This is a genomic window from Actinokineospora sp. UV203 (genome assembly GCF_056323665.1).
The window spans coordinates 1,924,216-1,937,364 of sequence record NZ_CM150484.1 but is presented as its reverse complement, the minus strand read 5'-3'; the positions used below and the strand labels follow the sequence as shown (position 1 = coordinate 1,937,364).

The following is a 13,149-nucleotide window of genomic DNA, read 5'->3' as shown; positions in this document are numbered from 1 at the left end:
GGGATCCATGAAGTCGCATCCGAAGCCGTCCCAGAAGGCCTACACCACCAAGCCGGTAGTAGAAGGTGAGCGGGTCATCTGGGTCTGTCACGATGAGGACGGCGACTGGCAGTTCTTCGGCGAGACCCCGGTGACCGAAGACGACGGTCGGATTGTCCACCTTGGACACCTACTCGACCATGACGAGTCGCTTCGGCAGGTGCTGCACATGCCGATCGGTTTCGCTGCGACCAGAAACGATGAGACTTCGGGGTGGGACATCGCCCTGTACGAAGAGGATGACGAGGACGAAGAGGACTGACATCAGTTGATTGAGGGTCCCGGATACGTCCACGCGGGACAGGACGTTCATGGGTGACGGTAGGCGCACTCAGGGAGCTTCTGGCAGGCATGCCTGAGCAAACGCCCGTGGTCGTCGATGTGAACGCCTCAGTGGTATCTGCGGGCCGAAAACATCTACCCGACGTCCGATGAGAACGCGGTCGACGATAGGGCGGGGCTTGAGGTCCTGATCACCTGGGAGCCAGATGGCGGCGGGTGGGCACTGCTTGGTCCGCTCTCAGCCCTGCGGGCGCTTGGCCGTTCGCACCGCGATTTGGCGATCCGCGATGGCGGTAGGCCCTGATCGACTACCTTGTGCCGAGCCACCCGGACTACGGCGAAGACGCGGAATAGCTGTGTCGGCCCTCAGGCGGTGTCATGTGGCAACGGAGGTTCGTATGTCGTTCCTGGGTTCTCACTCGGCCGCGCAGTCAGCAAGCCCGTATCTCGCGGACGCCGGTGAGGTAAGCGGCATCTACCGGCCAGCGGCGGAGATCGAGGCGCTGGAGCGGCCTGCGACCACCGCGCGGTTCGTGGCGCCCGGGTCGGTGACCGATGGCAAGTTCGGTCTGTTTCGCTGGGAGATGGCGCCGAAGGCGGGTGGGCCCGGTGCGCACTTTCACCGGACGTTCTCCGAATCGTTCTATGTGCTTGGTGGGACGGTTCGGCTCTTCAACGGCGAGACGTGGGTCGACGCGACCGCGGGCGACTTCCTCTTCGTCCCCGAGGGCGGCGTCCACGCCTTCCGCAACGACTCCGACGAGCCCGCGGACATGCTGATCCTGTTCGCGCCGGGGCCGCCCCGGGAGCGGTACTTCCAGGAACTCGCCGAGGTCGCCGACAAGGGTCTCGAACTCAGCCAAGAAGAGTGGGCGGACCTGTGGGCTCGACACGACCAGTACATGGTCTGACCGGCGACTTTGGGGTGACGTCGTGACGAAGCAGCCGAGGAAGATGTTCACCACGAAGGCAGTCCTGGAGGGCGGGACACATGTGGTCCGCATCGAACAGCGCGTGACCAAGCCGAAGAAGCTGCGGAAACTGCTGACCGAGCACTTGCGGGAGCAGGGTGTCGACGAGCACGACCTGGCCGATATGCGACTCGCGGATCACATCGGCGAGGTCGTGCACGAGTCGACGTCTCGGCTGGCGGTGTCGTCGAGGAGTCCGCGGAGATGACCGTGGTGATCACCGAACCAAAGGGCTGACTCGCTCTTGACCACCCACGGCGAATCCGGCCTGTGCCGCGGGGAAGGGCCGCGGTCCCAGTCGGATGGTCCTATATGGACGCGACTGGAGCGGCCTCGGGGACTGTCCAGCCGATCTGGTCGGCCATCCTGGTCAGCGTCTGCGTCATGTTGTCCCGCAGCATCTGGGCGCGGGCCGCGACGATGGCGTCGGCGTGGTCCGGGTTCTGCGCGGCCAGGGTGACCAAGTGGCTGCCGCCCTTGCCATGGATGAAGGTGTGCGTGATCAGGGTCCCGCCGTCGGGCAGGGACGAAAGCTCGTAGCTCCAGGTGGACGAGGGCTGGTCGGTGTCCTGGTCGAGGCCCTTCACCATCCACGTCACCATATTCGGCTTGGCCACGGCGACGATCTTCCCGGTGACGTTCCAGGTCCAGTCGCCCATCTGGTTGGTGGCCTCGAATTCGGAACCGGGACCCACCGGCGCATCGCCCAGCCAGCCTGCCTGGACGCATTCCGGGCTCCAGGAAGCCATGCGGGGAATGTCCGAGAGGACTTCCCACACCTCGCTCGCCTCGGCCTGGACGGGAAACTCGACCGCGATCTTCATCTCGGTGATCTTCACAGTCCGAGTATGCCCACGAGTGTCACCGCTGACTACGAATCATGTGCAGATCGTGTTTCTTTCATAGGCGCCGGATAGAACCGCCCCCGCCCGGACACCCTGATCCGAACAGTGTCACCTTCGGCGATGCGCAGGGGAGCGGGGACACGGGACACAAGCTCGGTGTCGCCCGCGCGCAATGTCACCGTCGCGTCGTGGCCGTGGAAGCTGGTGCGCAGGACTTTGGCGGTGATTCCCTCACCGTCGAGGTCCGGGCTCACCTGTTCCGGCCGCAGCAGGACGGTGCCGGACCCGGTCGCGTCGGCGGTCAGGTCGATCGACCCCAGCGCGGACGTCGCCGAGCCGCCCGTGGCGACCGCGGGCAGCAGGACCGCCTCACCGACGAAGGTGGCCACTCCCAAGTCCACGGGCCGGGAGTACACGTCCTCCGGTGACCCCGCCTGCACCACGACCCCGTCACGCATCACCGCGACGACATCGGCCATCGACAGGGCCTCGTCCTGGTCGTGGGTGACCAGCAGGGCGGTCGTTCCGGCCGCCCGCAGGACCCGGCGGACGTCGGCGCGCAGGTCGGCGCGCAAGCCGGCGTCCAGCGCGGAGAACGGCTCGTCGAGCAATACGAGGTCCGGGGCGGGGGCCAGCGCGCGGGCCAGGGCGACCCGTTGTTGCTGGCCGCCGGACAGTTCGGCCGGTTTGCGCTTCTCGAAGCCTGCCAACCCGATCAGCTGGAGCATCTCCGCCACCCGCTCCGCCCGGCCCGCGCGCGGCAGGCCGTAGCCGACGTTCGCGCCGACGGTCAGGTGCGGGAACAGGGCACCCTCCTGGGGCACCACCGTGGCCCGGCGACGCTCCGGTGCCAGCGACGTCACGACCCGGCCGCCCAGCTTCACCTCACCCGCCACCGGCCGCAGGAACCCCGCCACCACCCGCAGCAGCGTCGTCTTGCCGCAGCCGGACGGCCCCAGCACCGCCGCCAGCGAACCGGACGGCACCGTGAGGTCGACACCGCGCAGCACCCGCGTGGCGCCGTAGCCCGCGGTCAGACCGGTGATCGTCAGCTCGGTCAAGTCTGTGCTCCTCGCGTAGCCGAATCCAGCACGGCGTCCTCGGGCCGACCCGAGCGGAACACCGACACCTCCAACAGGATCGCCGGCACCGCCGACACCACGACCAGCAGCGCCGCGTAGGGCGCGGCCTCAGCGAACGCGGACACCCCGGTCTTGGTCCACAGCGCCGTGGCGAGCGTGTCCGCGCCGGTCGGGCGCAGCAGCAGGGTCGCGGGCAGTTCCTTGGCGCAGGTGATGAACACCAGCGCCGCACCCGCCGCGACACCCGGGGCGGCCAGCGGCAGCGTCACCGTGCCGAACACCCGCGCCCGGCCCCGGCCCAGCGACCGCGCCACATCCTCGACACCGACCGGCGCCGACGCGACCGCGGTGCGCACCGAGCTGATCGCGATCGGCAGGAACAGCGCCGCGTAGCCCAAGACGAGCAGCGGGGTCTGCTGGTACCACGGCTGCGCGAACCGCACCCCGAAGAAGACCAGCGCGAGCGCCACCGTGATCCCCGGCAGCGCGTGCCCCGCGTAGGCGGCCAGCTCGACCGCCCGCACCGGCCGCGACGAGTGCCGCGCGGCCAGGAAACCCACCGGCACCGCGAGCACGATCGTGGCCAGCGCGCCGAAAACGGCGAACTGCACGGTCGTCGCCGTCGTCGACACCAGCGCGCCCACGTCGATGCTCGTGCGTCCGACCCCGAGCCACTTGACCAGGGCCCCGACCGGCGCGCCCAGCGACACCACCACGATGGCGCCCAGGCCCAGCAGCACGGGCACGCTCGCGGCGCGCAGCCGAATGGGTGCGGCCTGGCGGGCCACGCCGGGGCCGAGCCGGGCGGAGGTGGTGCCGCGCATGCGCGCCTCGGCCAGGGCCAGCAGGATCGCCAGGACGACCAGCACCACGCCGATCACCGCGGCGGGCGTGCGGTCGAAGCTCCCCGCGTACGCGGTCTGGATGCCCAGGGTGAAGGTCTCGTACCGCAGCAGCGACACCGCGCCGAAGTCGTGCAGCACGTAGAGCGCGACGAGCAGCCCGCCCGCCACCGCCGACGGCCAGATCCGGGGCAGCGTCACCTTGCGGAACGTCTGCCACGGCCCGTGCCCCAGCGAGCGCGACACCTCTTCGAGCGCCGGGTCGGCCGAGCGCAGCGCCGCCGCGACCGGCAGCAGCACCAGCGGCACGTTCGTGGTCGTCAGCGCCAGCCAGGCGCCCGGGAAGCCGACGACGTCCATCGACAGCCAGGCGAACCCCGCCACATAAGAGGGAACGGCCAGCGGGAGTACCAAGAGGACTGTCCACAGGCGACGCAGTGGCAGCGCGGTCCTGGTCACCGCCCAAGCCGCCGCGGTGCCCAGTGCCACCGCGCTGACCGCGACGGCGACCAGCAACGTCACCGTGTTCACCGTCAGCTCGGCGGTGCGTGAGCGGACGGCGATGGACCAGAAGACGTCCCAGCCCTGGTCGGTGGCCCGCAGGACCAGGTAGACCAGCGGCAGGACCGCGACGACGACAGCGGGCAGCGCCGCGAGCAACCAGCCGGTCGCCCGCGGTCGCGCCGCCGACCGCTGTGTCACTTAGAGGAGCCCGACCTGGCGCAGCATGTCCGCGGTCTTGGGCAGCGACTGCAGGTCGGCCAGCTTGAGGTCCGGCGGCTGCAACTCGCTCAGCGGCACCAGCTTGTGGTCGGTCGACGTGACGCCCTCGCGCACCGGGTACTCGGCGGTCTTGTCGGCGAAGTACTTCTGCGACTCGAGGGACATCAGGAACTCGGCGAACTTGTTGGCCAGCTCCTGGTTCTTGCTCGACTTGAGCACCGCCACACCCGCGGCGTTGATCAGCGCGCCCGGGTCGTTGCCCTTGATGAAGTGCAGCTTGGCGCGCATCTTGTCCACGCCGACCTGGTGGGCCTTCTCGTACCAGTAGTAGTGGTTCGTCAGGCCCAGGGCCAGCTTGCCGTCGTCGGCGGCGTCGCGGATCTTGATGTTGTTGTCGTACTTCTGCGGCTCGTTGGCCTTGAAGCCCTCGAGCCACTTCTTGGCGCCGTCCTCGCCGCGCAGCACGCGGATCGCGGTCACGAAGGCCTGCCAGGAGGCGTTGGAGGGCGCGAAGCCGATCTTGCCCTTCCACTTCGGGTCGAGCAGGTCGTCGATGCCTTTGGGCAGGTCGGCCTCGGCCACCTGCTTGGGGTCGTAGATGACCACGCGGGTCCGCAGCGACGTCGCGACCCAGGTGCCGTCGGTCGCGCGCCACTGCTCGGGGCTCGCGTCCAGCACGGACTGCGGGAGCTTGTTCAGCCTGCCCGCGCTCGCCAGCGCGCCGAGCGCGCCCGCGTCCTGGGAGAAGAACACGTCGGCGGGGGAGCGCTCGCCTTCCTCGGCGAGCTGGCCCGCGAGCGCGGCGGTGTCGCCGTAGCGGACCTCCAGCTTCGCGCCGATGGCCTTCTCCGCCTTGTCCAGCAGGGGTTTGACCAGGTTCTCGTTGCGCCCGGAGTAGACCGTCAGCACGGGTCCGTCGCTGCCCGCCTCGGCGCCGCAGCCCGCGAGGGTCGCGCCGAGAAGGGTGGCCAGGATCGTCGCCGCCAGCCGGGTGGATCGGAGTCCCATAGCTGCTCCCGTACCGAGTGAGGTGATGGTGAGGCGAGGCTAACCTTCCGCCGCTTCTTTTACCTCATCGGGTGACGGGTGCCGCACACCACATTTGATTGTGCACAACTAAATTGCCCGCTAGGTTTGTGTCATCGAACTTCACGAGGAGGCAACTGTGCAGGCTCTCTACGAAGCCAAGGCGACCGCGACCGGGTCCGGCCGGGGTGGCCGCGTGCTCTCGTCCGACGGCGTCCTGACCGCGGACCTGGCTGTGCCGACAAGCCTCGGCGGGCCAGGGGGCGGCACCAATCCGGAGCAGCTCTTCGCCGCGGGCTACGCCGCCTGCTTCCACAGCGCGCTGCAGCTCGTCGCCCGCAAGGCGAAGGTGCGGGTGCAGGACTCGCAGGTCAGCGCGGTGGTGGGCTTGGGCGCGGTCGACGGCGGCTACGGCCTGTCGGTCACCCTGGAGATCTCGGTCCCCGACGTCGAGCGGTCCACCGTGGACGAACTGGTCGCCGCCGCGCACCAGGTGTGCCCGTACTCGAACGCGACGCGTGGCAACATCGACGTCGACCTGGTCGTTGTCTGACAGCCAGTCTAGGGAGCCCGATGGCGGAACGTGACCCACTGGCGTTGGAGCAACAGCTCTGCTTCGCCCTCTACACCGCGTCGCGCGCGCTGACCGCGCGCTACCGCCCGCTGCTCGACGACCTTGGGCTCACGTACCCGCAGTACCTGGTCATGCTGGCCCTGTTCGACCGCGGCCCGCTGACCGTGAAGGACCTGGGGCAGGCGCTGCAACTCGACTCCGGCACCCTCTCGCCACTGCTCAAGCGAATGGACGCCGCCGGGCTGCTGCGCCGCACCCGAAGTGCCACCGACGAACGCAGCGTCGTGATCGAACTGACGGAGGCAGGCGGAGCCTTGCGTCCGCGCGTGCGGGAGATCCCCCGGACGGTGTTCCGGGAACTCGGCACACCCCTGCCGGACCTGATCGACCTGCACTCCCGGCTGACCACGTTCCTCGGCAAGCTGGACTGAGACGGCGAGAAGGCTCCCGCGAAACGCGAGCGGCCGACTGGCTCGAATTCACAGTCGGCGGGCCGCGCGCCAGGCGGTGGAGTAGTGCCCGCCGTCATCGAGGAGGGACGTGCCGCCGACGTCGCCCATCGTGGGTCCGTCGATGCGCTCCCGGCTGGAGATGAACCGGTGGTGGCCGCCGTCATCGAGGCCGAGGTAGATGCCGACATGGTCGAGTGTCTCGGGATCGTCCTCGACCTCGAAGAACACGAGGTCACCTGGCTGGAGCACACCATAGGCCGACGCTCGCACCTGTTTGTTCGGCACGAGTTCGACGCCGGGTCCGTGGGCGGCGATCGCGTACGCGCGCCGGGGCAGACCCGGGCCCGGGTCGTTCGTGCCCAGCAGCGGCATTCCCATGCGGTAGCCGTAGACGAGCCGGATGTAGCCCGAGCAGTCGACCGCGCCGTAGCGGGTGCTGTCCGGATCTTCGTTGGCGTCCGGGAAGCTCCATTGCCTGCCCAGGTAGTCGTAGAAGTCGGACTGTTCTTTCCGGCCTGACCCACCCGCCTTGATCGGGCCGAATGACGCGTCCCCGCGATACCGGACACCGGCGCCGTCTTTGTCCGCGGGTGCGTCGATCACGTACTGCGTCGCCACCTCGAGGACGTCCGGGCTGGTGTCGTTGCGCGCCTCCGCGAACCAGTCGGCGAACCAGTCCGCGTTCTCCTGCCCGGGCTGCCACGGCTGTGGCGCCAAGCGAACCCAGGTCGTGGTGTGTACCGCGGCCTTGGTCGCCGCGGGCTCACTGAAGGTTCGCTTCGGCCCGTCGAGCGTCACGGTTCGGGCGCCGTCGGTGAACACGGCCAGCACCCTGCCGCCCTCGCGCACCACGGTTCGCGCGGGGGTGGTCAGCCGCTCGAAGGCCAGCGAGCCACCGGTCACCTGCGCCGCGGACTGCGGGGTCCCCACGCCGATCGTCGTCGGCGGTTGTGTCCTCGATCGGTCGGTCAGCAGCCACACGACGAGCGCCGCGAGAGCCACTACGACAACGAGGGCGCCCACCACCACACCGGTGGCAGGCTTGCGTGCCGCGCTCGACGACATGGCTGTCTCCTCAGATCGTGGGGACCAGACCGGCGAGAACACCGCTGGCCAGCACCCCGAATCCAGCGGCGCTGACGGTACCTGTCGCCGCCAGGGTCACCAGCGGTGGTTGCCTGACGAGCTGGTAGGCGATCAGACCAGGCACCACGAACCCGAGTGTCTGGTGGGCGAACAGCAGCGGGAAATCCTTCTGGATGAGAAGGAACAGGGTCGTCTGGAAGAGCACGCCGGTCAGTACGACCGAGGCGAACAGCCGCTTCCCGTAGAGGATGACGACCTTCTGCAGCAGCTTCACCGCACCGAAGGTCAGGCCGCTCATCAACACGACGATGGCGGCACGGCGGTAGTCCTCGACGAGGGTGAGCGCGAGCCAGCCGGGGGTGATCATTCCGCCGGGTGAGAGATTGGTGATCAGGTAGCAGGCGAGGGAGAACACCAGGCCGATGGCCAACCCGAGGGTGGCCACCTCGGGGGGCAGGTTCGCGCTGTTCATCATCGTTTCCTGGGTCTGGGGCGGTCGTCGGCCCGCGTGGACGCGGGCGCGACGAGCTCGGTGGGGGGATCTTGGTAGCCCGGCTTCGCCCTCGGGACACGGGCGTTCTCGGTGTGGGGAGCGGATCCGCGAGCAGGCTCGGTGGGTTCCGAGCCGAACAGGTCGCCGCGGACGACCACGGTGCGCGGGGGTCGAGTCGGGCCTGGGAACCGGGCAGCCGCTGCCGGGAGCGGGGCGCGAGGCTCGGCGGGCAACTCCTCGAGGGTGGCGAGTTCCTCGAGCAGCAGTTCGCCCTGACCGTGGATGTTGCCGACCGTCACCACGGCTGCCTCGTCGTCGATTCCGTCCAGCACCGCGTCGAGCAGTTCCGCCGCGGGACGTGAACCACCGAGGTCGACAACCCGGTCCTGCCAGTCGGCCGCGATCGCCACCCGGGCACTGCGGGTGGGCTCACCGATCAGGATGATCCGGTCCGGGTCGATCTTGGCGACGATGGCGCCCATCTGCCCGTTGCGTTCCACCCGGTCCGGCCTGCAGTTGATCACCAGGTGCAGTGGCCGCTCGATCGCACCCTGGTCGAGCAGTCGATCGATGTTCATCAGCGTGGATTCCGGGTCGTTCGCGGCGAAGACGTTGGCCAGCCGGATGATCTTGTCCGCCGCGGCGTACCGCTTGACCGAGAGCACACCCGGGTCCGGCTTGGCCGCCCACATTCCTTCCAAGGCAAGCCGGCGGTTGACCCCGAGCAAGTCCGCGATCATCAGCGCGATCGCCACGTTCTCCTTGAAGGTGACCCAGTTGAAGCCCGCCATCTCCTCGTCGGTGACCGACTCCGGGTCGACCGCGATGAGCTCGCAGTCGCGCTTGGCGGCCTCGGCTTCCAGGATGTGCAGCCGGTCGCGCTCCGCGGTGACACAGATGCCGCCGAAGGGCATCGACCGGCTCAGCGAGCGGGCCACGTCGTCGAGCGTTGGCCCCATTTCCGCGAGGTGATCCTCGCGGACGTTGCACAGCACGCCGATCGTGGATTTGATCAGCTTGGCCTGGTTGATCTCCTGCAGATCGGGCATCACGGCCATGCACTCGATGACCATGACGTCGGGCTGGTAGGCGGCGGCCCGGCGCACGATGCCGATCTGCTCGACGATGTTGGCGATCCCGAACTTGCGGTAGACCGGCTCCTCGCTGCCGTCCGGGTGGATGAACCGGGCCGCCGTGCCGGTCGTCTTGGCCGCGGTCACCAGGCCACCACCGCGCAACGCGCCCGCGCACAGCCGGGTGATGGAGCTCTTGCCGCGGATGCCGTTGACGAGCACGCGGTGCGGGATGCGCTCCAGCTGCGCGAAATGTCGTCGCTGCTCGATCAGGCCCGCGCAGAGCATGCCCATCGTCATGGTGACGAGCACGATGAAGAGGTAGGTCATCGGGTTCGGCTCGCCGAACTCGACGCGGCCTTGCGCGGGGGCGTTTGGCGGGGCAGGTCGACTTTCTCGACCGGCCGCAGGTACGTCGTCTCGTCGGTCGCGGAGCCCCGCGGCCTGCGCACCTCACCCAGGCGGTCGCGGCCATCGGCCACCGCCTGCCTGCAGATCTCCAGGCACGAGGCGATGGTGCCGATCTCATCGTGGCGCTGCGGGTAGATGACCGTGTCGCGGTCGCCGTCGGCGAGCCGGTCGGCCGCGGCCGCCACCCGGCGCAGCGGGTTGATCAAGCCGAACAGGTGCCAGCCGAAGAGCAGGGCCGCGAGCAGACCGGCCAGCAGCGCGACGAGCTCCGTGTGTCGGCGCAGGTCGTTCGCGGGCAGCGCCAAGTCCGCGACGGGCGACTGGGCGACCACCGTCCAGCCCAGCTTGCCCGCCTCGCCGCCGTACACCGCCGCGGCGGAGTGCAACACCGGACCGTCCGACCCGTCGTGGATCTCGGCGACCGTGTCCCCGCGCTGAGCCAAGTCGATGCTGTCGCGCGGCCCGCGATCAGTGACCTCTTCGAAGGCCACGTAGCCCGCGGTCGCGCTGATCGTTCGGAAGTCCGCGTCGACCAGGCGCACCCGGCCGGGTGCTTGGCTGAGCAGGCTGGCGATGTGGTCGATGTCGAACTCGCCGATCAGGGTGTGCTTGCCGTCGGGCAGCGGCACGTGGGCGAAGATCACCGGAACGCGGCCGTTGTTGTTCTGTTGTCGGATTCCGGCTTTCGCCGGCGGGCGCTCGACCGCCCGCAGCGGGCTGCGGCCCACGTGGCTCTGCGCTTGCCCCGAGCGGTCGACGAGGTAGACGCTGCGGTAGCGCGCCTGCCCGGCGGCCAGGTGATCGGCGGAGGCGCGCACCGCCTCGTGCCCCTCGGCGCCGTGCAGGGTCACCACGGCGGACAGGTCCGCGAGACCGTCGTTCACACTTCGCCGCAGTGCCTCGGTGGCTCGCCCTGTCTGTCCGCGCAGGCTGGTCACCAGGACGTCCGGCACCTGCGCCGAGCGGTCGGCGAGCAGCGTGAGGACACCTGCCGACCATCCCGCGACGGCGACCGCGGCCACGGTCACCACGATCAGCGCCGACACCCCCCGGCTGCGGGCGCCCGGTTCCTCTTCTTTGGTCAGTGCCGCCTGGCACGTGCTCGCCGCGGCCGCGATCCGGTTCACTTCGCTGATCGTCGACGGCCTGACCCGGGTGTCCAGATCGCCACCCGCGACCGCGAGGATGTCCGCGCGCAGTCGACGAACCGGCCCGACGAGGAATATCCGAACCAGCATGAAGCCGCCGACCGCGATGACGGCGAGGGTCGCCGCGGGGATCACCCCGGAGCCGCCGGTCGCGGCCGTGCCCGCCGGCGCATAGCCGACCGTCACGACCGCGAGGTCGAGGACGTGGGCGCCGCCCGACGGCGCGACCGGGGCGTAGGCGACGGTGGCCTGGGTGTCCGCGGTGATGGGTCCGAGAAGTGTGCCTGGCTCACCGGCCGCGGCCGAGCGGCCCGCTTGCTCGAGGAGCGGCGCGAGGCCGGGGTCGTCGGTGGTCTGCGGTGCCCGACTCACCCCCACGACCTGCCCGCCCAGGGTCGTCAGATGCAGCGCCTGGCGAAGTGCCGGGTCCTTGTCTGCCTCCGGCAGGGAAACCGAGGTGGTGGCCGTCAACAGTCGTTCGCCCGGCAGGCTGAGCGTGGTGACCAGCAGCAACTCGCCGTTGCCTGCGACGAGCGAGCTGAGCGCCGCGTCGGAAACGGCGGCGGGCACGGCTTGGACCGGCACCTGTTCACCGCGGGTGGCGATGAGCGCGCGGGTCGACTTGTTCAAGACCGCCGTTCCGCGCCAGCGCGACTGCTGGACGAGTTTGTCGAGCAAAGGCTCCGTCGGCCCCTCGGTCTGACCCGCGGCGGCGAGCCGCAGGTCGCTCAGACTCTGGCTGGCCGTGGCGCCGACCGAGCGCGCGGTGTCGGTGGCGAGGCGCTGTTGGCTGTCGACGAACGCGCGGGGAACGTCACCGGCCGCGCGGCCGTCGAGAAGGACACCGCTCAGTGTCGCGAGCGCGAGAAGAAGGACGAGTAGGCAGAGCGACGGCACGGCGACGCCGGACGGAAACCCGCTCTCCGGGATCTGCGATTCCAGCCTGCGCGCCTGATCGACGCGCGCGGGTCTGATAGGTCTGCTCACTGATAGCTCCGACTTCCATAGCCCCCAGGCATGGCGCCGCTGATGCCCGACCAGACAACGGCGGCGACATTCTGCTACATCAACCAGAGACACTCCACTCACATGGGTGACCTCGGGTGGATTTGTGCCGCGCTTACACTACCTGCAGTGAGAGTCATTCGTTTTCGGCGCATCCTCTGGGTGACAATGGCCGCGCTGGTCGTCGTGATCGTTTTTCTTGTGCACACGGCGACGCGTGGAAATCACGCCGACGATGGCCTCGCTGGGGAGGGCACCCACGCTGACCTGGGGCAGGAATTGGCCGCCTACACCGCGGCGCTGCGTGAGGACGCCCGATATCGGGCGCCGGACCGAGCGGAGAGCAGAACCCTCGCCGAGACCGTCGACCGGCTGGGTCAGGGCGGGCTCCAGGACGTGGACGGAGTCTCCGACCTGGTGCGTGGCCTGGGGTATCGCGCGCGCGCAGGCGTCGACGCGCCGACTGGAAGGTCGTATGTGGTGGTGTCCGACACACCAGGTGCTGAGCGTGGCTGGGGAATGTACGTGATCGACCTCTCCCGAACCGCTCGGCTCGTCGTGGAGGTTCCGCACCCGGCGTTCGACTTGCTCACCGAGGAGATCGGGTTGGAGCTGTTCCGGCGGACGCCGGGAGCTGTGCTCGCGGTCGCGGGCACCCACCGCAAGGCCGCAGGTGGTGCGGGCGACGTCGCGCACCGCACGGACTCGATGTTCCACGCGGTGACCGAACAGCTCGCCAAACGCGGTCTTCCGCAAGTCCAACTGCACGGCTTCGACGACAACTCGCTCGCCGGATCCGACGTCGTGCTGTCGCCTGGCGCGACCCCGACCACCACCGCGCTGCGTCAGGTGTCGGCCCGGATCGCGGCATCGGGCTCCCGGGTGTGCGAGGCCTGGTCCGCGGACTGCGGCGGCCTGGAGGGCAGGCGGAACAAGCAGGGCATCGCGGCGGCGGAGCATGGTTCGCGCTTCGTCCACGTGGAGATGAACAAATCTCTCCGCGATGACGTCGAGCGCCGGGCGGCCGTCGTCCGGATCCTCGGCGAAACCGACTTCGGCAGCGACTGATCCCGATGGTCTCCGAGTACGACAACACA

14 protein-coding genes are annotated in these 13,149 nt (G+C 69.3%); 6 read left to right on the top strand and 8 right to left on the bottom strand.

Features of this window, described 5'->3' with window-relative positions:
* Positions 1-7 precede the first annotated feature (7 nt).
* The 3 genes from ACUZ2Y_RS08815 (at position 8) to ACUZ2Y_RS08805 (ending at position 1,500) form a co-directional block, all read left to right on the top strand.
* Positions 8-301: a hypothetical protein gene (locus tag ACUZ2Y_RS08815; protein WP_476328725.1), complete on the top strand. Its 294-nt coding sequence runs from the start codon at positions 8-10 to the stop codon at positions 299-301.
* 418 nt (positions 302-719) lie between these two features.
* A complete protein-coding gene (locus ACUZ2Y_RS08810; protein ID WP_476328724.1) occupies positions 720-1,232 on the top strand; it encodes a cupin domain-containing protein in 513 nt (170 codons plus the stop codon).
* 22 nt (positions 1,233-1,254) lie between these two features.
* Positions 1,255-1,500 carry a hypothetical protein gene (locus ACUZ2Y_RS08805; RefSeq protein ID WP_476328723.1) on the top strand — a complete coding sequence of 82 codons (246 nt, stop codon included), beginning with the start codon at positions 1,255-1,257 and terminating at the stop codon, positions 1,498-1,500.
* A gap of 100 nt (positions 1,501-1,600) precedes the next feature.
* On the opposite strand, the gene ACUZ2Y_RS08800 is transcribed toward ACUZ2Y_RS08805, so the two are convergent.
* Genes ACUZ2Y_RS08800 through ACUZ2Y_RS08785 form a run of 4 tightly spaced genes read right to left on the bottom strand, consistent with a single transcriptional unit; the run spans position 1,601 to position 5,792 of the window.
* Positions 1,601-2,131 carry an SRPBCC family protein gene (locus ACUZ2Y_RS08800; protein WP_476328722.1) on the bottom strand — a complete coding sequence of 177 codons (531 nt, stop codon included), beginning with the start codon at positions 2,129-2,131 and terminating at the stop codon, positions 1,601-1,603.
* Between the two features lie 32 nt (positions 2,132-2,163).
* Positions 2,164-3,198 (bottom strand): ABC transporter ATP-binding protein, encoded by a 1,035-nt coding sequence (locus tag ACUZ2Y_RS08795; protein ID WP_476328721.1) that lies wholly within the window; start codon positions 3,196-3,198, stop codon positions 2,164-2,166.
* The gene (locus tag ACUZ2Y_RS08790; protein WP_476328720.1) at positions 3,195-4,763 is read right to left on the bottom strand and encodes an ABC transporter permease; all 1,569 of its coding nucleotides are present in this window, start codon (positions 4,761-4,763) and stop codon (positions 3,195-3,197) included. The genes ACUZ2Y_RS08795 and ACUZ2Y_RS08790 overlap by 4 nt, the downstream gene beginning before the upstream one ends.
* Positions 4,764-5,792: an extracellular solute-binding protein gene (locus ACUZ2Y_RS08785; RefSeq protein WP_476328718.1), complete on the bottom strand. Its 1,029-nt coding sequence runs from the start codon at positions 5,790-5,792 to the stop codon at positions 4,764-4,766. It abuts the gene before it with no gap.
* Between the two features lie 157 nt (positions 5,793-5,949).
* Here ACUZ2Y_RS08785 and ACUZ2Y_RS08780 point away from each other — a divergent pair, with 157 nt between their 5' ends.
* Both ACUZ2Y_RS08780 and ACUZ2Y_RS08775 read left to right on the top strand, forming a co-directional pair.
* Positions 5,950-6,363, top strand: a complete 414-nt coding sequence (locus ACUZ2Y_RS08780; RefSeq protein WP_476328717.1) for an organic hydroperoxide resistance protein — start codon at positions 5,950-5,952, stop codon at positions 6,361-6,363.
* Positions 6,364-6,383: 20 nt separating this feature from the next.
* Positions 6,384-6,815 (top strand): MarR family winged helix-turn-helix transcriptional regulator, encoded by a 432-nt coding sequence (locus ACUZ2Y_RS08775; RefSeq protein ID WP_476328716.1) that lies wholly within the window; start codon positions 6,384-6,386, stop codon positions 6,813-6,815.
* Between the two features lie 48 nt (positions 6,816-6,863).
* On the opposite strand, the gene ACUZ2Y_RS08770 is transcribed toward ACUZ2Y_RS08775, so the two are convergent.
* From ACUZ2Y_RS08770 to ACUZ2Y_RS08755, 4 genes are read right to left on the bottom strand one after another with little or no spacing between them, the layout of a single operon-like run.
* A complete protein-coding gene (locus ACUZ2Y_RS08770; RefSeq protein ID WP_476328715.1) occupies positions 6,864-7,901 on the bottom strand; it encodes an NlpC/P60 family protein in 1,038 nt (345 codons plus the stop codon).
* 10 nt (positions 7,902-7,911) lie between these two features.
* Positions 7,912-8,394: a poly-gamma-glutamate biosynthesis protein PgsC/CapC gene (locus ACUZ2Y_RS08765; protein WP_476328714.1), complete on the bottom strand. Its 483-nt coding sequence runs from the start codon at positions 8,392-8,394 to the stop codon at positions 7,912-7,914.
* Positions 8,394-9,818 carry a poly-gamma-glutamate synthase PgsB gene (gene pgsB / locus ACUZ2Y_RS08760; protein ID WP_476328713.1) on the bottom strand — a complete coding sequence of 475 codons (1,425 nt, stop codon included), beginning with the start codon at positions 9,816-9,818 and terminating at the stop codon, positions 8,394-8,396. Before pgsB ends, ACUZ2Y_RS08765 begins: the two co-directional genes overlap by 1 nt.
* Entirely contained in the window at positions 9,815-12,034 is a 2,220-nt protein-coding gene (locus ACUZ2Y_RS08755; protein ID WP_476328711.1) for a HAMP domain-containing protein, read from the bottom strand. The genes pgsB and ACUZ2Y_RS08755 overlap by 4 nt, the downstream gene beginning before the upstream one ends.
* A 147-nt stretch (positions 12,035-12,181) precedes the next feature.
* On the opposite strand from ACUZ2Y_RS08755, the gene ACUZ2Y_RS08750 reads away from it, so the two are divergent.
* Complete coding sequence (locus tag ACUZ2Y_RS08750) at positions 12,182-13,120, top strand: hypothetical protein (RefSeq protein ID WP_476328709.1); 939 nt, start codon at positions 12,182-12,184, stop codon at positions 13,118-13,120.
* Positions 13,121-13,149 lie beyond the last annotated feature (29 nt).